This window comes from Corynebacterium sp. HMSC074A01 (genome assembly GCF_001831515.1).
GTDB lineage: Bacteria > Actinomycetota > Actinomycetes > Mycobacteriales > Mycobacteriaceae > Corynebacterium.
Genome location: NZ_KV825630.1, coordinates 175,753 through 196,764 on the forward strand (window position 1 = coordinate 175,753; position 21,012 = coordinate 196,764).

A 21,012-nucleotide genomic window follows, 5' to 3' on the forward strand; every position below is an offset into this window, starting at 1 on the left:
TTCGCTAGGTGCCATCCCCTCCCCCGCCGCGGGCAGTCCTTTACCCCCGCTCGCCCGAAAAGAGCAGGTAAGCGTGGCTGAAAAACTCATGCATTTCTTATGGCTTTTCGCTGCATCTAGTGTGACCCCGTGTCATAATTTCTAAATATGCCGCCGCAGGCACAGCTTTGGGGCAAGCGTTCCACGATGCGCCGCCAGAGAGCGCGACGGATGGTGGGGCGCGGGCCTTACGCGAGGCATGTAGTTCGTTTTCCCTCCAACCAAGGAGCGCACCATGGACCAATTTCAGGTCTTTACCGATGCTGTCGGAGGCAGCCTCGGCCTTTCTGCGTTGGTGTCAGCCATTCCGCTGCTCACCTTCTTCATCATGCTGCTGGGTGTGAAAGCCAGCGCACACCTCTCCGGTCTGGTTGCCCTGATCGCAGCCATCCTGGTGGCCATCTTTGGCTTCAATATGCCCACCGGCATGGCGATTTCTTCCGCCTTCCGCGGCGGGTTGTTCGGCCTGCTGCCCATCGTCTTTGTCATCATGGCGGCGATCTGGTTCTACCAAATCACCGTCGCCTCGGGCCGCTTTGAAGATCTGCGCTTGGTCTTTGACAAGATGGGGCACGGCGATGTGCGCATCCAGGCCATGCTCATTGCCTTCTGCTTCGGTGGCCTACTCGAGGCGCTTGCGGGCTTCGGCGCACCGGTGGCCATTACCGCCACGATGATCCTGGCGCTGGGCATCAAGCCGCTGCGCGCAGCCACGATCGTGCTGATTGCAAACACCGCGCCGGTCGCCTTCGGCGCCGTGGCGATTCCGATCACCACCGCCGGCGAGGTCGGCGGTCGCACGCTTGAGCAGACCGAGAACATCGCCGCGATCGTCGGCCACCAGACCCCCTTCCTGGCGTTCTTCGTCCCCTTCATCATCGCCGGCATTATCGACGGCTGGCGTGGCGTCCGCGAGACCGCACCGGCCGCCTTTACCATCGGCCTGTCCTTCGGTATTGCGCAGTGGTGGACCTCGAACTTCTTCGCCTACCAGCTCACCGACGTCATTGCCTGCATCGTCGCACTCGGTGCCGCCTTCGCGCTGCTGCGCTTCTGGACGCCGAAGGGCGTCGAAGCACTGCGCGAGCGCCTGGAACTGCCCAGCACGGAAAATCTCGAAGAGACCGAGCTGCCTGGCAACCGCGTGTGGATGGCGCTGATGCCCTACGCCATCGTCGTGGTCATCTTCGGCCTGGCCAACCTGGGTACCGCAATCCCCGGCTGGCTCAACTCCTTCCAGATCAAGTTCCCGTGGCCGGGCTTGCCCGAGGGCTCGCTTCTCGACGCCAACGGGGCCGAAGTCGTCGCCGACTACTCCTTCAAGTACATCAACAACCCGGGCACGCTCCTGGTCATCTCTGGCCTGATCGTCGCCCTGGTTTACATCATCTTCAACGAGAACGGCCGCTACTCGCTGACCTGGGGCCAGGTGGGCAAGGAGCTGACCGACACGATGTACCGCATGCGTTGGTCTGCCGCCACGATCGTGCTCGTGCTCGCGCTGGCGTACGTGATGAACTACTCCGGCCAGACCGTCACCATTGGTGAGTTCTTTGCCAACCTCGGCGGCTTCTTCGCCTTCACCGCCCCCATTCTGGGTTGGATCGGTGTGGCAGTCACCGGCTCGGATACTTCCGCCAACGCCCTGTTTGCGAAGCTGCAGGTCACCGCCGCTGAGCAGCTGAACCTCAACCCGGATCTCATGCTTGCGGCCAACACCACCGGTGGTGTCGTGGGCAAGATGATCTCGCCGCAGTCGCTCGCGATTGCCGCAACGGCGGTAGACATGGAGGGTAAGGAATCCGAGATCTTCAAGCGAGTCGTTGGCTATTCCTTCGTCTTCTTGCTCGCCGTCTGCATCATGGTCTTCCTGCAGACCAACGTTCTCAGTTTCCTGGCGCCGGTCGTAAACTAGAGACTTAGGTGCCCGGCTGCCGGAGCAATCCTTCACTAGAAATTCACCATAAGGAGTCCACATTGCGAGTAGCACTGTTTTCTACTTGTATCGGCGACGCTCTTTTTCCTGATGCGCACAAGGCCTCGGCACTTGTGCTGTCACGCCTAGGCTACGAGGTCGTCTTCCCAGAAGGCCAGACGTGCTGCGGCCAGATGCACGTCAACACTGGCTACCAGAAGCAGGCCGTACCCATCATTGAGTCCTACGTCGACGCCTTTGCCGACCCGTCCATCGATTACGTGGTGGCACCGTCCGGCTCTTGCGCGGGTGCCGTGCGTGAACAGCACGTTTCCCTGGCCGACCGCTACGGCAGCCCCGCGCTTGTTGACGGGGCGAAGAAGGCCGCCAAGAAGACCTACGAACTCTCCGAGTTCATCATCGATGTCGCAGGCACCGAAGATGTCGGGGCGTTCTTCCCCCACCGCGTCACTTACCACGAGTCCTGCCACTCCCGCCGCTTCCTGGAGGTTGGCGAGCGCCCCTACAAGCTGTTGCGCGCAGTTGAAGGCCTCGAACTGGTGGAGCTGCCCAACCGCGAGGAATGCTGCGGTTTCGGCGGCACCTTCGCACTGAAGATGTCCGAGGTATCTGCGGCGATGGTCTCCGACAAGGCCCGCCACATCAAGGACACGAAGGCGGAATACGTCACCGCCGGTGACTCCTCCTGCCTGATGAACATCGCTGGCGCAATGAGCCGCCAGCACACGGGTGTGCGCGCCCTGCACATGGCTGAGATCCTCGCCTCCACCAAGGCGAACCCGTGGACCCCTGAATCAGCCGCGTACTCGAAGGAGAGCATGCTGTGAAAGTCGCACTCGGTAAACCCCAAATGCCGCCCCACGCAAAGGGCCCGAACCACCTGCGTGGCAGCGAGAAGTTCCAGAAGGCTGCGCACCACGAGCTGGACAATGTGACCAAGCGTCGCAACCTGAACTACGCCACCACCGCTATTCGTGTGAAGCGTCAGAACGTGGTTGACGAGCTGGATGACTGGCAGCAGCTGCGCAACGCCGGCTCGTCGATTAAGCAGGACGTCGGTGCGCGCATGCCCGAGCTGCTCGAGGAGTTCGAGCGCAACGTCACCGCCCGCGGCGGCCACGTCCACTGGGCGCGCGATGCGGAAGAGGCCAACGAGATCATCGCCGGGCTCATCGAAGAAACCGGCGAGACCGACGTGGTCAAGATCAAGTCCATGGCCACCCAGGAAATCGCGCTGAACGAGGAGCTGGAAAAGCGCGGCATCTCCGCACAGGAGACCGACCTGGCCGAGCTGATCGTCCAGCTGGGCGAGGACTTCCCCTCCCACATTCTGGTGCCGGCGATTCACCGCAACCGTTCTGAGATCCGCAACATCTTCGTCGACAAGATGCCGAACACGGACGAGTCGCTGACTTCCGACCCGGCCGAGCTGGCTGAGGCTGCCCGCCAGTACCTGCGCGAGCAGTTCATGAAGGCGAAGGTTGCCATCTCTGGTGTGAACTTTGGTATCGCGGAAACCGGCACGGTCTCCATCGTGGAGTCCGAGGGCAACGGCCGTATGTGCCTGACCATGCCCGAGACCCTGATTTCTGTCATGGGCATTGAAAAGCTGCTGCCGACCTTCCAGGATCTGGAAGTCTTCCTGCAGCTGCTGCCGCGCTCGTCTACCGGTGAGCGCATGAACCCGTACACCTCCCTGTGGTCCGGTGTGACCGAGGGCGACGGCCCGCAGAACTTCCACATTGTCCTGCTGGACAACGGTCGTACCGCCGCGCTGTCGAACGAGATCGGCCGCGAAGCACTCAAGTGCATTCGCTGCTCGGCCTGCCTGAACGTGTGCCCGGTCTACGAGCGCGCCGGCGGCCACTCCTACGGTTCGACCTACCCGGGCCCGATCGGTGCGATCCTCACCCCGCAGCTGACGGGTATGGAGGATCTCAACGACCCGAACTCCTCGCTGCCGTATGCCTCCTCCCTGTGCGGGCGCTGCAACGAGGTCTGCCCGGTGAAGATCCCGATCACGGACATCCTGCTGGAGATGCGCCACCAGAAGGTGGAACAGCACAACCCGCGCCTGGAGAAGGCAGCCTTCGGCCTGATTGGCACCATGTGGGGCAAGCCGAAGCTCTGGGACAAGGCCGTGCGCATGGTCGCACTCGGCCGCGTGCTCGGCGGCTTCAAGGGCGAGATCACCTCTATGCCGGCGCCGATCAATGGCTGGACCGACTACCGCGACGTGGCAGTGCCGCCGAAGAAGTCCTTCCGCCAGTGGTGGGAGACGGACGAGGCGCGCGACCTGCTCGCCGCAGAGCGCAAGCGTGGCGTGCCCGGCCGCGATTCCGAGGCCAACAAGACCGACTTTGTCGACCCGAACACCGGAGAGGATAAGTAGATCATGGCAGCCAATGTTTCCTCCCGAAACGCGGACGCGAAGAAGGAAATCCTGACCCGCATCCGCAATGCGCAGAAGCTTTCCAACGCGCCCGCCTACGTCGAGCCGGTCCGCGAGTACAACACCTCCTCGGACCACACCCCCGAGCAGCTGCGCGAGATCCTCGTCGATCGCCTGCTCGACTACAAGGCCACCGTGGTGGAGACCTCCGAGGCGGATCTGGCAAGCAACATCGCCAAGATCCTCGCCGAGCGCGGTGCCAAGGACATCGTCTACGCCCCCGGCTTGGACGAGTCCCTCTTCACCGAGTTCGACGGTTCCTCCCGCGCCGATGACCCGGCCTCGGACCCGCGAGAGCTTGGCGACGTCGGCGCCGTCGTCACCGACTCCAAGGTGACCTCCGCCCAGACCGGCTCCATCGTGCTCGAGTCTGGCGATGTGTGCGGCCGCCGCGCGCTGTCACTCGTGCCCGACCGCCACGTGGTGATCGTGCGCCCCGATTCCCTGGTCTACGGCGTGCCTGAGATGATCAGCCGCATCGATCCGGAGAAGCCGGCCACCATGATTTCCGGTGGCTCCGCGACCTCCGACATCGAGCTGGTCCGCGTCGAGGGCGTGCACGGCCCGCGCGACCTGATCGTGATGGTCGTCCACTAATTCGGCACACACAAAGTGGCCGGTACCGCACTCGGTACCGGCCACTTTGCTGTCATTGTTTCCCGTGTCACGCCTCCTCAAAGGCGCACAATCATCATGCGACACCACCCCTGCAAATCAGTGAAAACTCCCTGGCGCGTTCCATGGATGTGCCTAGGAAATCCCGGACTCCCCCACGCCCCGCTCGCTTCTCGACGCCACCCACACACCAATTAACTCCCCACCACCGTCGGGTGCTACGCTCTATCCTGTTGTCTTCACACGCGGAAGCTTCCGCGTAAAAAGCACAACGATGTCTCCGTAGCTCAGTGGATTAGAGCATCGGTTTCCGGTACCGAAGGTCGCAGGTTCGAGTCCTGTCGGGGACACGCTGTCCTCAGTCGCGACATAGTTGACAACTCAGTCGCGAGATGGTGGACAAACCGGTGCCTCGGTTTTTGTTTTTCCGAGGTGCCGGTTTTGTTTTTAGGTCAGTGGACGTTGGCCTTATTGCCAGTATGGTTTTTGGTAATTGCGGGAGGTGTCGATGTAGTGCTCGGTGATGATTTCGCCGGTCTCTTTTAACGATGTGGTGACGTGGTTGTCGGTGATGACCATCAGGATGTGTTTCCCGCCGTAGGCGCGTCCGATGCCTAGGTGGTAGAGCCTTCCGGCGTAGCGGATGGTGACTTTGCCGTTGGTTCCGACGATGTCGTTGCGGGTGCTCCATTCGTCTCTCACAGTAGCGCGGGTCGGACGGGGCAACTCAGGTGTAGCCATACTTCCCACTCTGCGCCGGAATAAGCGCCTTGTCTTTGTTGAACCAGGTCAGTTCTAGTTTCTGGCTTCTCGCCACGGGAACCTCCAATATCATTTTTCCCACTGTATCGGCATTACCGGCAGCGTGGGGACGTGATTTAACCGTATCTTCGAGGAGGGTGACTTACCCCGGTGACACGCACCTACCCGGAGGGGTCGGAGGGGGTCTCCCGACCGTCTCGAAAGGCTCTGACATCTCCCTCGTGTTCCATACACGGCACGTTGAGACACAGGTGGTCGCGTCCCTCCTTCCAGATCGAATACCCCTGAAATAGGGCAAACCAACCGGCGATGAACAGCGGTAACGCAATTCGGGCGGTGGACAACGCGACTCATTCTCACGCCGAGTCACGCACAACCCCCCTGTCCGTCTATAGTGAAGTCATCAGCCCCGTTCAGCCGCCTCTCCCGGAAGCGCCCCGCTGTTCGGCCCTGTTCAACACCCCACGCGAGTGGGGTGTTGTTCTTTCCCTAAAAGGTAACGCTGCACTCCATTGGTAAAGTTACTGTCTAATGAAGAGCGGAGATAATAGACCACCTTTCCTCACCACAGATGGGAAAATCGAGTACCTAGAAGAGCGACACTATTTCCCTAGGTCGTCAATCACAGAAGACGACGTGGCTCGCCTTGCCACGGTCAATTTTCACTTCTTTATCGGGTACGCCAGGAACTTCCGCTACCTGCACGACAACGGCGCAATTACCGTGCAGAAATCCCCCAGCGAAGTATTCAGAATCATGGACGCCGACTCACAAATGTCTTCGTACATATTCTCAGGCATCCGCACTGTTGAGTTCCAACTGCGTCACCATTTTGTAAATGCGCTGTGCAAAAGTTCCTGTCCCTACGACGATTATCTGGAACCGTCCAACTATCTCCTTCTTGATAGCAATTACACGCCGGAGGACCTGATTGAGGGAATGTTGCGCGACATTCTCAACTACAGGGAGGCGTATGTTGTCAATCACATAGAAAGACAATGCAGAATTATCGGACTACCACAGCCCCCACGATGGGTTACGAGGGACAACCGTGAGCAGGTGTTGCAGTTGGTCCAGGGCCTACCGATCTGGTCAGTCGTGGACAGTCTGACTCTCGGTCACCTGAACCGCGCCATTTTGTCGTTCAACCCACCTGGTACCCAAGGCCCACTCTGGAAAGAGGTGTCTGGTGCCTTGAACTTCAAGGCGGACCGCTTCGCGGTTGGGTGCTCGTCGATTCTTTTCCTCCGAAACCTCACTGCCCACCATAACCGGCTGTGGATGCGCCCCACATCGAACACACCGACGAGAGCCGGACTATTTCGTAAGAAAATGAAAGATGTAGACCCACGCTCGATGGTGGTGGCCTTTTACAACCTAGCAAGTATGCACGGTGCTTCGGTGGCTCGGAATTACGCAAGCGGGTTCGAGAAGTTAATCGACCAAAACCCTGCCTACGCCCACGGTATTCAGCAGATTTCACCGGATTAGATACCCGCCCCTAGCACTGGTTCGCACTGTTCGGAGGCGCGACGCAACCCAACGGGTCCGTGTCGCCAGGATAGGGCAGTTAGAGATTGATTCCGGTAGGCCCGCGCAAGCATTACCGGCAGCGTCGAGCGCGACCCCCCGTCCGAACCCCAGTAAAGCAATAGGCACGCGCGGTATGTGGTTGAATGGCAGAGAGACATAAACCACTCAGTCTCACTACCGAAAGGAAGAAGGTGCATGGGCAATGACTCTCAAAACGAGGAACGCCACAGCCCGAGCCCGTCGCCGGGGAGTGGACATGATGGAAACCAACCCCCGCCCCCTGCGGACGAAGGCACGCATGGCGAAGAACGACCCTCGGGCGACCATTTACAACGGATGGAAAGCAACGTTCAACGCCCTGGATCGCAGTATTCAGCTAGTACAGAAGACGAAGTAGTCACCGCTGAAATTGTCGAAGAGCTCACTCGAAGGGTTGACTCGTATTTATGGAGTGCTCCAGCTCCTTCACCGGAGACTTTAGAGGCTTAACCCGTCCTTTGCTGACCGCGCCATGCAGATGGCTGAGCAGAGTATTGCTGCGTCGAACCACGAGAAGGAGTGGCTCGCGAAAGGTGACGTCGACGCTTTAAAGCGCGGCCAATATTTGAGTTTCGGCATGTTTATCACTTCGGTTGGAGCCGCGATCGGTGTCTATCTGGGCGGTGTATCCGAACTGTTCGCCGGGTTGTTTCTCGCCCCCGCTGTCTTTCAGTTTCTGGGTAAATTCGTCAGAACTGTCCGCGAAAAAGAAGACGACAAAATCGAGTAACGCGGCTGCCACACCGGTGCCTCGGAAATCCGAGGCACCCGACTTCTTTTCCCGTATGACTCCCTCAGCATCGCAGCTGGTTGGGTTGGTGCGATAGCCAGTTGGAGCTAGCTCCATTTAGGTCACGCGGATCACCGCCACCTGGGCTTTTCTAAGCCGTCCTACCTCAAATGGAGCTAGCTCCGTTTAGGGCCCACCTCTCCTACCCCAGCGCGCCTCTGAGCAACCGCTCCAACAGCACTCCGAATTCTCGTACCGACATCGCTGCGTGCGGCCCAGCCCGGAGGAGGTAGCGCGACACGAGTGCACCAAGCAACACGGTTGAAATGCCAATGACGGCTTCGTGGGCACTCGCCTTTGTGGGTCGATTCTGCCGCTCCTTGAGGTCAAGCAGGAGCTGTTCCGCCTCTGCGAAGATTTCCCTCTCGATGTAACCGGTGACAAGTGCTCGGGTGTCCTCGTCTTCGAACGCGAGACGGAGGGTAGGGAGCACAGTGTGCTGGATCTGGGGTGTCTCGCAGAACGCGACAAACGCGCGCGCAAGCATCGCCGGCAGCGTCGCAAGTGACACCCCTTCGGCGGACCGCACCGTTTTGAAGACCGCGGAAGGACTGAACCCTCCAAGCATCGCCTCGCTAAACAGATTCTCCTTCGTGCCGAAGTAATAATTCACCAGCGCATGATCAACGCCAGCTTCTTGCGCGATGGTGCGGAGCGTCGCGCCTGTATATCCAGACAGGATAAAATTCTTCTGCGCTGCACTAACAATGCGTTCACGGGCATCCGATCCGCCGCGCGGTCGCCCTTGTCGTTTATTCACCACGCTCGACAGCCTAACACCAACAGACCGATGATCGAAGCATGCAAGATACAGACATTCACAACGCTGCGGTGATGATGGACCGGGCTTCGGCCCGGATCATCGACAACGCCAGCTTTACTTTGCCCCAGGGGTCAATGACGGCCCTTGTCGGGCCGTCAGGGTCAGGTAAGACGACACTCATGCGGATGATTGTCGGGACACAAGCCAACGTGAGCGGAGAGGTTCGCGTGCTCGGCCAACCCGCCGGCGACCCCAGCCTGCGAACCCGGGTCACATACGCGACCCAGGCTGCCAGCGTGTTCGAGGACCTCACTGTCCAAGAGAACCTCGACTACGTCCGCAGCATCTACCGGCTCCCAAGGAAGCGGGTTGCTCTTGACGACGTCGCTACCCGTTCAGGCATTTCGACCAACTGGCTAGAAGACACAATCGAGCCGCTATTGGACAACCACCCGTTGCTCGCGAAAGGAATCACCCAACCGGCGCGATACGGGGAAATGCCCTCTAACACCCTTATCGACTAGTCCTTTGTGTCCTCGAACGTGGTCAGCAGCCCTACCCCTGCTTGGTCACGTTCCAGCGCACGCCGAACTTGTCCTCCACCACGCCGAAGTGGTCGCCCCACGACGCGAGGGCGAAGGGCATGACGGTGTTGCCGCCGTCGTCGGCAAGCGTTGCGTAGAGCGCCTCACCTTCCTCCGGCGTCTCCACGTACGCGGTGAAGCCGAAGTCGCCCCGGTTGAGGCTGGTTTCATTGCGCTCGAGGTCGTCTCCGCCCGAAATGGAAAACGGACCGGTAAGCGTGGCGTGGGCGATAGCCTCGCACGGCGGGTCGAAGGGGAACTTCACCCCTTGATCCAGCTGTTCGCCGTAGGTGAGCAGCTCAAGATCGCCGCCGAAGACGGATTGGTAGAACTCCAGCACCTCGCGTGCGTTGCCGGGGAAAGAAACATAGAGCTGTGTCGTCGTTGCCATGTGCGCCGAATCTAACAGGACATGAGAAACACCCGCCGACGCTCGACGGGTGTTTGGGTGGAGACAACCTACGCGGTCTTCTCCTTCGAACGGTCGAAGGCCAGCAGAATCAGGCCAACGACGATCCAGCTGCACAGGACGATCCAGGAACCCTGCGCGTCCGCGCCGTCGAAGAAGCTCAGCGAGCGCACGAGGTAGCCGGTCGCACCAATCGGCATGAGCTGGCCCAGTGCGGACCAGCCGGCCGGCAGCAGCCATGGGCCTGTGGCCAGGCCGGCCAGCGGGTTAGCCACAAAGATGGTCAGCACCACGCCGAGGCCAGCACCCGGCACGCCAAGAAGTGCGCCAAGACCGGCGGTGACCGACGAGGTTGCGGCGATGCCGGCAGCGATAGCCAGCCACTCCATGCCCACGCTGCCGCTGAGCGAGCCGTAGATGCCGTGCAGCATCCAAACCGCAACACCCGCGCCGAGGATGGACACACCCGTGATGACTGCGACCTTCGACCACTTGCGGCCACGAAGCAGCACGGTTGCAAGCATTCCGGAGATCACGCCACCGAACGCGAGCGGCAGGCCGAGCAACGCGAGGCCCTGGGCCTGCGGGTCATCCTCGGTCGTGGGGGCGAGATCCTCGGTCTCCACCGGCATGCCGGAGGACTGCATGTTCTGGGCAAGGCCATTGAGCATCTGCACGTACGGTGCACCGTTACCGGAAGCGGTGTAGACCGTGGCGCTGCCCTGCCCGATTGCGATCGCGCCGACCGCGTCGCGGTTTCGCACCATATCTTCAGCCTCGTCCTGTGAGCTCACCACGACGAAGTCCGGGTGCTCCTCCTGCTGCTCCGCCTGAGCACGCAGCTTCTCAACGACCGGCTCCGGCCCCGCCACTGCCACCGGCACCCCGTCCGGGCCGGAGGCGAAGGTGGGCGCAAGAAACGCCCACAGCATGAGGCCGAGGATTATCGGCAGGCCCAAAATCAGGGCGATGGTCTTTTTCACGGTGCTGTTGGTGTTGTTGATGCGGCTGCCATCGGTGGTGGCGGTTTCCTGTTGCACCACGGTTGTGCTCATCGTTTCCTCCAAGTGGAACAGACTGTTTCGCTTTTACGAAGTGGATCATATTGTTTCATTTTTCGGTTGTCAAGGGTAAAGTGCCGGATATGCGAAAAGATGCTGCTGAAAACCACAAAGCGCTTGTAGAGGCGGCCACGACGCTCATTGCCCAGATGGGGCCGAAGGTCTCGCTGCGCACCATTGCGAAGGAAGCAGAGGTGGGTGTTGCCACCGCGAGCCGCCACTTCCCTACCAAGGATGACCTCTACCGCGCGGTGCTGGAAAACATCATCGACAAGATGCGCGCGATCGTAGACAAGCACGTTCCCCGCCTCCCCGGCGCCCCCGAGGCGACGTGGCGCTGCGCCATCACTGAGATGGTGGACAACGGCTTCCCTGCCGTCGTCCAAGAATTCCTGCCCGTGTTCGCACCCCACATGGGCCAAGAGGAACGAAACATACTGATAGAAAAGGTAAAAGCCCTCTACCGTCCCCTCCTCACGGAGGCGAAAAAGTACGGGCTGTGCCCCGGCGACCTCGACGTCCTAGACTTCCATTTCGGCATCATCACACTGTCGCGGCCGCTGCCAACCATCACAGAAGAGGTGTTCGCCCGTAGCAGGGGGTGGCTCGTAGACGTGTTTATCGACGGGCTGCGGGCGCAGGCCGAAGGGTCACAAAGCAACCACTCACAAAGCACAATCGTGTAATTCGTGCCACAATGCGGCGGTGTGAGGATCGAGAAGCAACGCTCCCGAAAACCGTCCAGCAATCCGAAGTACGCAACCTCCCCCTCCACCACCCACTACCGCGGCACGTCGCCGGCACGCATGCAGGCGTCACGGTTCCGCAATAAGCAGCGCATCCCGATGACTCCGGCGTATTAAAGGCCGTTACAGGAGTTCGTCGATAAGCGAGCGCACACGGGCGTCAATGTCGTCGCGTACGAGGCGCATGCGCTGCATGCCTTCGATGCCGCGGAGCGAGGGTTCGTCGGTACGCCAGCGCTCCAGCGTGCCGCGTGCGTCGTCGGGCATGTCCACCTGCGCGTCTTCGCCGAGCACCACAACGCGATCAACGCTGCGCAGCAGTTCCGGATCGATGGGTTTGGGCGTGCCGCGCGACATGTCGGCGCCGGCCTCTGCGATCGCCTCGACCGATTCCTGGTTCAGCGACGTGCCAGGTTTGGTGCCCGCGGAGTGGATGCCGAGCTGGCTACCCGCGTGCTTCTCGGCGAGCGCCGCCGCCATCTGGGACTTTCCGCCGTTGCCGACGCACACAAACAAGACTGAGGGCTTCATAACGTCTCCTTAGGACAATTTGGGCAGGGTTGGGTCACCCGGGAACAGTTTCGGGCCGATCCCACGCATGAGGTAGACGAGGCCGACGAGGATAGGGATCTCGATAAGCGGCCCGATGGTGCCCGCCAGCGCCTGGGCGGAGGTGGCGCCGAACGTGCCGATCGCCACTGCGATGGCCAACTCGAAGTTGTTGCCGGCAGCCGTGAACGCCACCGAGGCCGACTGGGCGTAGTCCATGCCGGACAGTTTGGCTACCAAGAGTGCAATAGCGAACATGCCGACGAAGTAGCACAGCAGCGGGATCGCCACCCGTGCCACCGTCCACGGCTGGGAGAGGATCTGGTCGCCTTGCAACGAGAAAAGCAGGACGATTGTGTACAGCAGGCCGATCAGCGCGAGTGGGGAGATCCGGGGCAGGAAGGTGTTTTCGTACCAGTCGCGGCCCTTGGTGCGCTCGCCGATAATGCGAGACAGCAGCCCGGCCAACAGCGGGATACCCAAAAAGACCAGCACGGAGGACACGATCGCCCAGAACGAGAACTTCACCGAGGTGGTTTCCAGCCCCAGCCAGGCAGGCAGGATTTGCAGGTAGAACCAGCCGAGTACGCCGAACATGACCACCTGGAACACCGAGTTGATAGCTACCAGCACTGCGGTGGCTTCCCGGTCAGCGCAGGCGAGGTCGGACCACACCAACACCATGGCGATGCAGCGGGCGAGACCGACGATGATCAAACCGGTGCGCAGCTCCGGGGCATCTGGCAGGAAGATCCAGGCGAGCGCGAACATGAACGCGGGGCCGACAATCCAGTTCAAGATGATGGACACGGTCATGAGACGTTTGTCGGTGGCAATCTCGCGGGTCTTGTCGTAGCGCACCTTGGCCAAAGGCGGGTACATCATGACCAGGAGGCCGAGCGCGATCGGAAGCGAGATGCTTCCGACTTCGAGACTCTCAAGTGCGCCCGAAAGCCCCGGCACCGCTCGGCCGAGGGCGAGGCCCGCCGCCATGGCGAGCATGATCCACACCGGCAGGAAGCGGTCAAGAAACGACATACGCTCTACCGGCTGAGAGGTTGTGTCTTCCATCTGGAATCCTTATCTATTGACAGCATTCAAAACGAACACTAAACAGCATATTTATCACTGTCAATATGACGAGGTAGGAAGAATGAACGATTACGTCGCCACCACAGAAAACACCGGCCTCGACTGCTGCTCGCTGGGCTCCGGCTTGCTCTCCGAAGACGACGCGACGCGTTACGCGGACCTGTTCAAAGTTTTAGCGGACCCCGGCCGACTACAACTTCTCTCCAGAATCGCCGAAGAGGGCTGCGAGCCGATGAGCGTGGGCGAACTCACGCAACGCTCCGGGCTAAGCCAACCGACAGTTTCCCACCACCTCAAAATGCTTACCGAGGCCGGCCTCCTAGAAAAGAGCCGCCAGGGCAGGACAGTCATACACCGGCTGCGCCCGGAGCTGTTCGAGGAACTTCGCGCTGTGCTGCAAATCGGCTGAGGTGTCTACCATCAGGGCCCTTCTCCCCGGCACGCAGTATCAACTATGTCGTGACTTCGGTCATGTTGGTTTACCGGGAGAGACGTCGCTATGGATGCGTGCGTTGCAGCACCGAATGACCACGCCCAGGCCAAGAGCACGTCGCCGTGCCCAAACCCTCCACCTCGGTCCCGATGCATGCAAGACCCAAACCGGAGCCTCGCAGGAGGACGTTGCCTCTATCCATCAAACGGAAACACCGACATCGGGATCACATACGCCCCTCTCGAAGCCCCACGGTGCGCAAGTTCGCTGAGCTTTGCAAGACGTTTCCCTTCCGCATCAACGCGGGGATCTGCAAACGAAAAGGAATGCACGCGTAGGCTTTCCGCACCGTCCCTCGGCTGAGTGACCACATGTGCTTGCTCACCGTCGATGGTGACAGACACGGCCCGTCGATCCGCGCCAATGAGCGGCTCAGATTCCCTGGCAACCTGGCTCACCAGGTCTACTTCCGTCACGGTGCCGCGGTGAGAAACAAACGACACGTTGCCTTGCCTGTAGCGAGAAGAGCTGTTGAGTCCCGGTGCGGGCAGTGTTTTCAGCTTCCCCTCGTGCTGCAAAGCTGGCTCCGTGCTAGCGCCATCGACAGAAAATACATCTGCGCCGCCGGAGCCATCGGGGAACGCAATGTAGGAGGGCTCTTCTCCGCATCCGAGGGCGGAGAAGAATTCCGATGCGACGACGCCGGACGGGTCGCCGTCGATAAGTGCTTCGGACAGCAGCCCACTTTCGCCCATCCGCACAAGTGTGAGTCCACTGCCGTCATCTTCATCGCGTTCTATCCAGACTGCGGTCTTGTCATCGCACGCCCTCAGCGCAACTGGCCGCAGATCACGCGTGACCACGCTTGTCGCGTCTTTGGTGGCAAGGACGATACGGCTCGCGTACGCGCTCGAGTTCCCGCTTTCGTTGAAAACGAAAACTGCTGTTTCAGCGTTTGCCGATCCAGCTGACGTTGACTGAGTCGGCAGTCCCAGATTCGCAATCGGCCTCACGTGGAGTTTCTTGAACTGCGAATCAAAAACAACCAGCTGGTCCCTATCCGGAGCCACAAAGTCTTCGCCGAGTCTTTGCATCGATGGGTTGTACACCGGTGCAAGCTCCGCGAGGGATCCTGCCTCATCCGCGCTCGCTACGAACACATAGTTGTGGTTGTCTGCGGAGGGAGCGGCGGAGACAGCACGAGCGATCCCAGCCCACTGCCACGAAGCGGAATCAGGCGTGGGCGCAGCGCTCTCGTCCGTGCACGAAGCAGCCCCAAACGCACATGCCGCCAGGATACCTGCCCCGAGGGCGCTCCTGAGTTGTCTTGCTAACATTGCCGATCTTTAGGATCTGCCGCGGTTTAGGCGCCGTGGAGCGCCGCTTCGATCAGCCACGTGAGGTCGAAGCGGTAGTGCTCCTCGCCCCCATCCAGGTAGGTTTCCGCCATGTAGATGAGGAACTCGACCCACCTCGCCTGGTTCGCATCCGCCACCCAGGTGGCAAGGCTCATAGAAGCGGGAAGGAAGATCGTCCACGTCTGGTCTGGGTTATCGCTCACGCTGACTTCTGCAGGCAGCTGCGTCCAGTCGTGATCCTTGAGCTGCTGCTCGATTGCTGCTTGCAGCGCATCAGCGTCGTATCCGCCCTGGCGCACCTCATCGTGATTCCAGGAGAGCTTTACGATGTCGAGCTCCCCGCGCGTATTACGGTTCGTGCGCTCTGCTTCTTCGTTGGCCAATGTGGTCTCCTTCTCTTAGCAGACTAAGCAGTACGCTACGGGCCAAGTGTATACACGCCCAACACATACAACTACCGGCTCGCAGGTACGCTACGCTCAGACTATGCGAATCCTCCCGGCCCTCTCGCTTGTTGCAATCCCCTGCCTTATCTTGAGCGGATGCAGCGGTGATACAGAATCCCAAGAACAACCCGCAACCATCACGGTGACGCAAACGACGGTCCAGTCCAATTCACCAGATGCCACGGACCAGCCGGCGGCGTCCGAGCAGCAGACGGAGCCGCAGGAGGAAACACAGGAAGAAGCACCTGCCTCCCCTGCCCCAAATGCTGGTTACACCATCAACCCGGGCCAGATCGGCGGGGACTGCGGCACAACGGCAGACGGGATGACGCTAAGCGCCGCGGACGCAACCTCATGTGAGTTTGCCGGCGCGATGTACGAGGCGGGTATAAACGCCGAGTACCGATGGAGGCAGCTCAGCCCAGACAGAAATGGTGCCTACGGCGCTGAGCTCACTGTCGCCAGCCCCATCACCAAGGAGACTTACGAGATTTCCTGTGCGATCGGAAGCGATCAACGCTACCTGGGCTGTGGCGTATACGACGACAACTCAGTCCACGTCTCCGTTGGTCCTGTCACCGACTACGGCGGCTGGACCTCTCGTCTCAACATCGTCGAGTACCAGCCCCAACCCCCGCAATAAACGTCAAAAGGGCCAGCCACATCCACGTGGCTGGCCCTTTCTGTGTAGTGCCCGCTAGAACTCCGCCGGCATGATGGCCCAGGCCGCGAGGTAGGCCAGGAACATCGGGAAAATGCCAAACAGGAGCAGGAAAACTGCGATCACACGCACGATCACCGGGTCGATGTTGAAGTACTGGGCGAATCCGCCGCAGACGCCGCCGATCACCTTGTCGGTCGTGGAGCGGGTCAGGCGCTTCGGAGCGTTGTTCGGGTTGTAGTTCTGGTAGGTCATCTCGGTTACTCCCCTTCTTTGTGTGCCGCTGTTGTGTACGGTTCCCATTAAACGGAAAAACGCCAGCGGCGACAACGGGGTTTGCCCGGACATCTACCCTGATTTTTACCCCTAAGGGCTCATTGGCTGCGCGCCGCGGTAATCCGCGTGCCCCGGCACATTGGTCACGCCCAAGACGCTCGTGAAAAACGCGCGCAGTGGCGCAGCGGTCTCCGGGTCCATGTGATCGAAGACAAGCCGACGCACGCTTTCTACGTGCTCCGGGGCCGCAGCCTCGAGCCTGCGCATCCCCTCGTCGGTCAGGCACACGAGCACGCCGCGGGCATCCCCGGGGCTCTTCGCCTTGGTCACCAGCCCGCGCTTTTCCATCCGGGTGACCTGGTGGGAAGTCCGCGAGCGGTCCCAGTCCAAGACCGCGCAGAGGTCACGCAGGCGCAGCGAGTGATTCTCGGCCTCGGACAGGCTCACCAGCACCGAGAACTCCGAGGAAGACAGGTCAGATTCCGCCTGCAGCGTGTCGTCGATTACACGCGAGATCTTTCTCGACGCCGCGAGCATGAGCCGCCAGAGTTCCTGCTCATCATCGTTGAGCCAGCGAGGATCAAGTGTCATGCGACTTACCTTAGTGGATGTGTCACGGTGCCTGAAATGAATGCCTTAGGTAAAACCTCTCACTGCTCGTCTGCATGCTTCAGCTCATCAATATGCACCGTCTTTGCCGCGGCGACGCGGTCGAAGCGCTGCGGGAAGCACGTCAGCACGAGCACCTGCGCGTTCTTGCCCGCCTGGGTAAACAGCGTATTCATCAGCGCAAGTCGCTCTGGATCGGTGGCTCCGAGCGCGTCGTCCACCACCACGGGCACCGGGGCGGTCTCGCCGGTTTCGGTGACTAGGTCCGCGATGGCGAAGCGTGTGAGTAGGGCGAGCTGTTCTTTCGCGCCGCCGGAGAGGGACTGGAGGGGCACGGTGACGTCGCCAAGCGAGCGATCCGTAATCTGCAGCCCTTCGCCGAAGTTGAAATCGACGTCCTTGCCGTAGATCACGCGGGCGCGCTTGCGGATGGCCGCGTTGAAGGGCGCGGTGTACTTCGCTCGCGCTTCCTCGCGGCAGGCATAGAGCGTGGTGCGCAGCAGCTTGATCGCCTCGGCGCGGCGGGTGGCCTTGTCAAGCTCGGTCTCCGCCTTTTCCAGGCGTGCCTCGGCCTTGTCGGCCTGCTCGGCGGCACCGGTGGCTTGCTCGATGCGGCCACGCAGCTCGGTAATGCGGATGGTCGCCTCGTTCTTGCGTTGCTGCATGTTCGCCACGCGCGCCTGCTCTGCCTCGAGCAATGTGTGGGCAAGCTCCACGTCGGCCTCGTCAGCAGCGGCGGCGAGCGTGTCCGCCTCCTGCGTCGCTGTTTCAAGCGCGGCTTCCGCCTCCTTGTGCGCGGCCTCGAGCGCCTCGCGCGGCTGCGCGTCTTCCGCAGCGGCGAACTCCTTGTCCGCGCCTGCTGCCTCGGTGGCCTTGGCCTCCACCCGCGCCTCCAGCACCGCGAGTGCCTTTGCTGCTTTGAGCTCTGCGTAAGGTTTCAGAGCCGCCTCCGCCTGCTCCGCCTCGCGCTCGGCCGCGCCGAGTGCGGTGTGGGCGTCCCTGACCGCGTTTTCGGCGTCCGCCTCGTCGATGCTCTCAGCCTTGTCATCCACGCCCAGCGCCTCGGCGAGCTCTGCAATGCTCGCGGCCAGGCGCTCGTGCTCCGAAGCGAGCTCCTCGCGGTCGGCACCGGCGAGTACGTCCTCGCGTCGGCGGCGCGCGGCCTCTACTTCGGCGGCCTGCGCCTTGTGCGCATCGCGCAGGTCACGCAGCTCTTCGACGCTCTCGCAGCCGGCGGCCTCGAGCAGCTCGGCGAGCGCCGCTTCCGCCTCGCGGACCGCCTCGCGCGGGTCCTGGGCACCTTGGGCGGCGCGGTAGGTCAGCTGAAAGCCTTCGATGTCGATGCGGGTGCCGTCGAAGACGTTGATTTCCGCCGACTCCGTGGCTTGGACTTCTACCGTCTCGCCGTCGACGGTGACCGTGCCGTCCTTACCGCTAAGCTCCACCTTGGACGAGGCCGCGTCGCGTAACTTGCGCTGCAGCGCGACCTCGTTTTCTGCGGTCTCAGCCGCGCGCACGTCGGCGTCCGTGATCTCTTTTGCAGGTGTGGCATCGAGCGCTTCGCGGTAGGCCTTCTCAGCCTCCTTGACGCGCTTCAGGTGCGCCTCCACCGTCGCATGCCGCTGCGTGGCGCGCGCGAAATCGCGGCGCTGCTCGGCCTTTTTCACTTCAGCGCGGGCCGCAGCCACGGCTTCTTTTGCCTTGGTGAGCCCCTCCCGCAGCTGCGTGACCTGCGTCTCCTCGTCTTCCGCGGCTTCACGCGCGGGCTCCAGCGATGTGCGTAGGTCTGCTTCCTCCTTGCGCAGTACCGCGACGCGCTCGGCCAACGCGGTGCGTGCTTCCAAATCCTGGGTCGCGCGTTTGCGCTCGTGCGCGGCTTGCTCGCGCTTCGCGTTCGCCTGCCCGAGCTTTTCCGCCAGTTCTTCTGCCGCCTTGGCCTCCTGCACGCGCTTTGCCAACGCCTCCTCTGCTCCGGGCAGTTCGGCGTCGACCTGGGCGATCTCTTCCTCGCGGCGGGCGACTTCGTCGACGTAGCGGCTCAGGCTCTCAACCTCGGCTACACGTGCCTCATATTCCTCGCGGGCCTGCTCCACATCGGTCGCGAGTTTTTTAAAGCCCGCCTTCGGCTTCGGGTTCGCGGCGTTGGTCCAATACTTGGTGTATTCCGCGTCGACGTCCTGCATGAGTTGGGTGTCCTCCACCCCGGAATCGCCGTCGCCCTCGCCTGCGTCGAGCGCGGTGGCGATCGTGGGCACGCCGGCTGCTTGTACTGCGGGGTCGAGCTCGCCCTGGCGCAGGAACAGCGTCTCCATCAGCGTGCGGTCAAGGTGCTCATCCAGGATGCGGGCGAGCTCGTCGTCGGCGTTGCGGCCAGTGAAATTCTCCCGGCGCGGCGCACGCACGGTCAGTTCCGCCTGCGCGGATTTCAGCCAGCGCTTGCGCACGGTGAATTCCACCTCGCCCACGGTCGCGGTGAGTTCGACCTCGGGGCCGACGTCCTTGTTCGCCGGGGCGTACTTGGCAATCTTTTTGCCCTTGGCGGAGTGGCGCTCGTTGAGCACCAGGTCGATGCCTTCCAGGATGGTGGACTTGCCTGCCTCGTTGGGGCCGTGGACGATGATCACGCCGGTCTCGGGCAGCTCTTTAAGCTCAAGGTGCTCGATGGCGCGGAAGTTCGTGATGGTCAGGGAGTGGATACGCATGGGCTAGTTCGCCTCCTGGGAGAGTCGGAACAAAAGGTTGACCGCGTCACGGGCGGTGGCATCACCCGCGGTGGCCTGGCCGATGAGTTCGTGCATGGCCTGGTTGGCAAAACCGGTCAGCGGGAGGTTGTCCAGCTCGTCCTGGCTGGGTTCGAGGTGAAGATCCATGAGCCGCTCGCGCGGGTACAGCGCTGCGAAGACAGGCTCGAGTTCGCCCAGTTCCCGCTCCAAGGTGCGGGTAGCTTCTAACCCGAGCGTGCCGGTGAGCGTGTACTTAATCACGGTGCGGTCCTTGTCCGGGTACTCCCGCAGCTGGGCAATCACGACGTCGACGTCGTCTGCGTCGGCGACCTCCCAAAACAGCGCATCAAAGGTCCAGGTGCCGGTGCGGACCTTATCCACCTGCACCTGTGCGCGCCCGTCCTGTTTGTCTATCTCCACGACCAGCGCGTTGCCGGAGTCGGCCTCGCCGCCGATCTCAGGGCCGGTGTGTTCTGCATAATCGGTGGTCTCCGGCGCCCCAGAGAACCAGACCTTCCCGCTCGCACCCAGAGACGCGGTCGAGTGCGAATCCCCCAGCGCAACATAGTCGACCACCCCACGGTCCAACGCGTCTTCTAAGACGTCCAGCTGGATCAGCGCTTCAGTGTCTTCCTTGCCAAAGCCCTGAACCTGGCCGTGGCCGACCAGAATGCGCACGTCGTCGGTGGGCTCAAGACCGCGCACCACGCGCGCGCAGAGATCCTCGGAGGGGTGCTTGGTCAAAAGCGGCGCGCCGACGACCTCTACTCCTGCGGTGACCTCGACCGGCGCCTCGTCGGCAAGCACTGTGACATTGGGTATGTCCTCGGTGTGGCGGAAGACCGAATCGGCCACCAGCGGGTCGTGGTTGCCGGGAAGTAAGTAGACGGGCACGGGCAGGCGGCGCAGTGCCTCGAGCGCGCGGCCGAGCGTGCGCTTTTCTAAGGCGTTGTGTTCAAACACATCGCCGGCGATCACGATAAAGGCGGCACCGCGCTCGCCTGCGAGCGTGCCGAGCGCGTCGATGGAGCGCTCGCGCGCCTCGTCGAAACGCGACTGCGCCTCCGGGCTTAAGAATTTTCGGGTCATCCCGATCTGCAGATCGGAGCTGTGGATAAATGTTGTTTTTGTCATGT

21 protein-coding genes, 1 tRNA gene and 1 pseudogene are annotated in these 21,012 nt (G+C 61.6%); 11 read left to right on the forward strand and 12 right to left on the reverse strand.

Going from position 1 to position 21,012, the window contains the following annotated elements:
* Window positions 1-274 precede the first annotated feature (274 nt).
* The 5 genes from HMPREF2550_RS10545 (at window position 275) to HMPREF2550_RS10565 (ending at window position 5,392) form a co-directional block, all read left to right on the forward strand.
* Complete coding sequence (locus HMPREF2550_RS10545; protein ID WP_070790995.1) at window positions 275-1,954, forward strand: L-lactate permease; 1,680 nt, start codon at window positions 275-277, stop codon at window positions 1,952-1,954.
* A gap of 62 nt (window positions 1,955-2,016) precedes the next feature.
* Window positions 2,017-2,802, forward strand: a complete 786-nt coding sequence (locus HMPREF2550_RS10550; RefSeq protein ID WP_038589897.1) for a (Fe-S)-binding protein — start codon at window positions 2,017-2,019, stop codon at window positions 2,800-2,802.
* Window positions 2,799-4,367, forward strand: a complete 1,569-nt coding sequence (locus HMPREF2550_RS10555) for a LutB/LldF family L-lactate oxidation iron-sulfur protein (protein ID WP_070790997.1) — start codon at window positions 2,799-2,801, stop codon at window positions 4,365-4,367. The genes HMPREF2550_RS10550 and HMPREF2550_RS10555 overlap by 4 nt, the downstream gene beginning before the upstream one ends.
* Window positions 4,368-4,370: 3 nt before the next feature.
* Window positions 4,371-5,024, forward strand: coding sequence for a LutC/YkgG family protein (locus tag HMPREF2550_RS10560; RefSeq protein WP_070790999.1), 654 nt, complete (start codon window positions 4,371-4,373; stop codon window positions 5,022-5,024).
* Between the two features lie 294 nt (window positions 5,025-5,318).
* Window positions 5,319-5,392, forward strand: a tRNA-Arg gene (locus HMPREF2550_RS10565).
* 118 nt (window positions 5,393-5,510) lie between these two features.
* Here HMPREF2550_RS10565 and HMPREF2550_RS10570 read toward each other — a convergent pair.
* Window positions 5,511-5,738: pseudogene (locus HMPREF2550_RS10570) on the reverse strand (IS481 family transposase); the annotation flags it as partial.
* A 597-nt stretch (window positions 5,739-6,335) separates the two neighbouring features.
* On the opposite strand from HMPREF2550_RS10570, the gene HMPREF2550_RS10575 reads away from it, so the two are divergent.
* Window positions 6,336-7,295, forward strand: coding sequence for an Abi family protein (locus HMPREF2550_RS10575; protein WP_038589888.1), 960 nt, complete (start codon window positions 6,336-6,338; stop codon window positions 7,293-7,295).
* Window positions 7,296-7,848: 553 nt separating this feature from the next.
* The gene (locus tag HMPREF2550_RS10585) at window positions 7,849-8,106 is read left to right on the forward strand and encodes a hypothetical protein (RefSeq protein ID WP_038589882.1); all 258 of its coding nucleotides are present in this window, start codon (window positions 7,849-7,851) and stop codon (window positions 8,104-8,106) included.
* 202 nt (window positions 8,107-8,308) lie between these two features.
* Here HMPREF2550_RS10585 and HMPREF2550_RS10590 read toward each other — a convergent pair whose 3' ends face one another.
* Entirely contained in the window at window positions 8,309-8,929 is a 621-nt protein-coding gene (locus HMPREF2550_RS10590) for a TetR/AcrR family transcriptional regulator (RefSeq protein WP_197697020.1), read from the reverse strand.
* Between the two features lie 38 nt (window positions 8,930-8,967).
* On the opposite strand from HMPREF2550_RS10590, the gene HMPREF2550_RS10595 reads away from it, so the two are divergent.
* On the forward strand, window positions 8,968-9,453 hold the full coding sequence (locus tag HMPREF2550_RS10595; protein ID WP_083317018.1) for an ATP-binding cassette domain-containing protein: 486 nt from the start codon (window positions 8,968-8,970) through the stop codon (window positions 9,451-9,453).
* A 31-nt stretch (window positions 9,454-9,484) separates the two neighbouring features.
* Here the strand turns inward: HMPREF2550_RS10595 and HMPREF2550_RS10600 are convergent, their stop codons facing one another.
* Window positions 9,485-9,904: a VOC family protein gene (locus tag HMPREF2550_RS10600; RefSeq protein WP_038589870.1), complete on the reverse strand. Its 420-nt coding sequence runs from the start codon at window positions 9,902-9,904 to the stop codon at window positions 9,485-9,487.
* 68 nt (window positions 9,905-9,972) lie between these two features.
* On the reverse strand, window positions 9,973-10,977 hold the full coding sequence (locus tag HMPREF2550_RS10605) for an ABC transporter permease (protein ID WP_070763003.1): 1,005 nt from the start codon (window positions 10,975-10,977) through the stop codon (window positions 9,973-9,975).
* Between the two features lie 89 nt (window positions 10,978-11,066).
* On the opposite strand from HMPREF2550_RS10605, the gene HMPREF2550_RS10610 reads away from it, so the two are divergent.
* Window positions 11,067-11,669, forward strand: a complete 603-nt coding sequence (locus tag HMPREF2550_RS10610) for a TetR/AcrR family transcriptional regulator (RefSeq protein ID WP_070791000.1) — start codon at window positions 11,067-11,069, stop codon at window positions 11,667-11,669.
* A gap of 183 nt (window positions 11,670-11,852) precedes the next feature.
* On the opposite strand, the gene HMPREF2550_RS10615 is transcribed toward HMPREF2550_RS10610, so the two are convergent.
* Both HMPREF2550_RS10615 and arsB read right to left on the reverse strand, forming a co-directional pair.
* Window positions 11,853-12,260, reverse strand: a complete 408-nt coding sequence (locus HMPREF2550_RS10615) for an arsenate-mycothiol transferase ArsC (protein WP_038589864.1) — start codon at window positions 12,258-12,260, stop codon at window positions 11,853-11,855.
* 9 nt (window positions 12,261-12,269) lie between these two features.
* Window positions 12,270-13,349, reverse strand: a complete 1,080-nt coding sequence (gene arsB, locus HMPREF2550_RS10620; protein WP_038589861.1) for an ACR3 family arsenite efflux transporter — start codon at window positions 13,347-13,349, stop codon at window positions 12,270-12,272.
* Between the two features lie 82 nt (window positions 13,350-13,431).
* Between arsB and HMPREF2550_RS10625 the strand changes: the two genes are divergently transcribed.
* The gene (locus HMPREF2550_RS10625) at window positions 13,432-13,779 is read left to right on the forward strand and encodes an ArsR/SmtB family transcription factor (protein ID WP_070763005.1); all 348 of its coding nucleotides are present in this window, start codon (window positions 13,432-13,434) and stop codon (window positions 13,777-13,779) included.
* A gap of 218 nt (window positions 13,780-13,997) precedes the next feature.
* Here the strand turns inward: HMPREF2550_RS10625 and HMPREF2550_RS10630 are convergent, their stop codons facing one another.
* Both HMPREF2550_RS10630 and HMPREF2550_RS10635 read right to left on the reverse strand, forming a co-directional pair.
* Window positions 13,998-14,897: a hypothetical protein gene (locus HMPREF2550_RS10630; RefSeq protein WP_141757804.1), complete on the reverse strand. Its 900-nt coding sequence runs from the start codon at window positions 14,895-14,897 to the stop codon at window positions 13,998-14,000.
* Window positions 14,898-15,166: 269 nt separating this feature from the next.
* Window positions 15,167-15,544 carry a hypothetical protein gene (locus HMPREF2550_RS10635; protein ID WP_038589851.1) on the reverse strand — a complete coding sequence of 126 codons (378 nt, stop codon included), beginning with the start codon at window positions 15,542-15,544 and terminating at the stop codon, window positions 15,167-15,169.
* Between the two features lie 205 nt (window positions 15,545-15,749).
* On the opposite strand from HMPREF2550_RS10635, the gene HMPREF2550_RS10640 reads away from it, so the two are divergent.
* On the forward strand, window positions 15,750-16,250 hold the full coding sequence (locus tag HMPREF2550_RS10640; protein ID WP_141760592.1) for a hypothetical protein: 501 nt from the start codon (window positions 15,750-15,752) through the stop codon (window positions 16,248-16,250).
* A gap of 54 nt (window positions 16,251-16,304) precedes the next feature.
* On the opposite strand, the gene HMPREF2550_RS10645 is transcribed toward HMPREF2550_RS10640, so the two are convergent.
* The 4 genes from HMPREF2550_RS10645 to HMPREF2550_RS10660 form a co-directional block, all read right to left on the reverse strand.
* Window positions 16,305-16,523, reverse strand: a complete 219-nt coding sequence (locus HMPREF2550_RS10645) for a PspC domain-containing protein (RefSeq protein ID WP_038589848.1) — start codon at window positions 16,521-16,523, stop codon at window positions 16,305-16,307.
* Between the two features lie 111 nt (window positions 16,524-16,634).
* Window positions 16,635-17,135 carry a MarR family winged helix-turn-helix transcriptional regulator gene (locus tag HMPREF2550_RS10650; protein ID WP_038589845.1) on the reverse strand — a complete coding sequence of 167 codons (501 nt, stop codon included), beginning with the start codon at window positions 17,133-17,135 and terminating at the stop codon, window positions 16,635-16,637.
* A 59-nt stretch (window positions 17,136-17,194) separates the two neighbouring features.
* Complete coding sequence (locus HMPREF2550_RS10655; RefSeq protein ID WP_070791004.1) at window positions 17,195-19,855, reverse strand: AAA family ATPase; 2,661 nt, start codon at window positions 19,853-19,855, stop codon at window positions 17,195-17,197.
* A 3-nt stretch (window positions 19,856-19,858) separates the two neighbouring features.
* On the reverse strand, window positions 19,859-21,010 hold the full coding sequence (locus tag HMPREF2550_RS10660; RefSeq protein ID WP_070791006.1) for a metallophosphoesterase family protein: 1,152 nt from the start codon (window positions 21,008-21,010) through the stop codon (window positions 19,859-19,861).
* Window positions 21,011-21,012 lie beyond the last annotated feature (2 nt).

Coding starts and splice junctions, on each gene's coding strand:
- HMPREF2550_RS10545 (WP_070790995.1), top strand. CDS start 275: ATGGACCAATTTCAGGTCTTTACCGATGCTGTCGGAGGCAGCCTCGGC.
- HMPREF2550_RS10560 (WP_070790999.1), top strand. CDS start 4,371: ATGGCAGCCAATGTTTCCTCCCGAAACGCGGACGCGAAGAAGGAAATC.
- HMPREF2550_RS10575 (WP_038589888.1), top strand. CDS start 6,336: ATGAAGAGCGGAGATAATAGACCACCTTTCCTCACCACAGATGGGAAA.
- HMPREF2550_RS10585 (WP_038589882.1), top strand. CDS start 7,849: ATGCAGATGGCTGAGCAGAGTATTGCTGCGTCGAACCACGAGAAGGAG.
- HMPREF2550_RS10595 (WP_083317018.1), top strand. CDS start 8,968: ATGCAAGATACAGACATTCACAACGCTGCGGTGATGATGGACCGGGCT.
- HMPREF2550_RS10600 (WP_038589870.1), bottom strand. CDS start 9,904: ATGGCAACGACGACACAGCTCTATGTTTCTTTCCCCGGCAACGCACGC.
- HMPREF2550_RS10605 (WP_070763003.1), bottom strand. CDS start 10,977: ATGAGCACAACCGTGGTGCAACAGGAAACCGCCACCACCGATGGCAGC.
- HMPREF2550_RS10610 (WP_070791000.1), top strand. CDS start 11,067: ATGCGAAAAGATGCTGCTGAAAACCACAAAGCGCTTGTAGAGGCGGCC.
- HMPREF2550_RS10615 (WP_038589864.1), bottom strand. CDS start 12,260: ATGAAGCCCTCAGTCTTGTTTGTGTGCGTCGGCAACGGCGGAAAGTCC.
- arsB (WP_038589861.1), bottom strand. CDS start 13,349: ATGGAAGACACAACCTCTCAGCCGGTAGAGCGTATGTCGTTTCTTGAC.
- HMPREF2550_RS10625 (WP_070763005.1), top strand. CDS start 13,432: ATGAACGATTACGTCGCCACCACAGAAAACACCGGCCTCGACTGCTGC.
- HMPREF2550_RS10630 (WP_141757804.1), bottom strand. CDS start 14,897: ATGCAAAGACTCGGCGAAGACTTTGTGGCTCCGGATAGGGACCAGCTG.
- HMPREF2550_RS10645 (WP_038589848.1), bottom strand. CDS start 16,523: ATGACCTACCAGAACTACAACCCGAACAACGCTCCGAAGCGCCTGACC.
- HMPREF2550_RS10650 (WP_038589845.1), bottom strand. CDS start 17,135: ATGACACTTGATCCTCGCTGGCTCAACGATGATGAGCAGGAACTCTGG.
- HMPREF2550_RS10655 (WP_070791004.1), bottom strand. CDS start 19,855: ATGCGTATCCACTCCCTGACCATCACGAACTTCCGCGCCATCGAGCAC.
- HMPREF2550_RS10660 (WP_070791006.1), bottom strand. CDS start 21,010: ATGACAAAAACAACATTTATCCACAGCTCCGATCTGCAGATCGGGATG.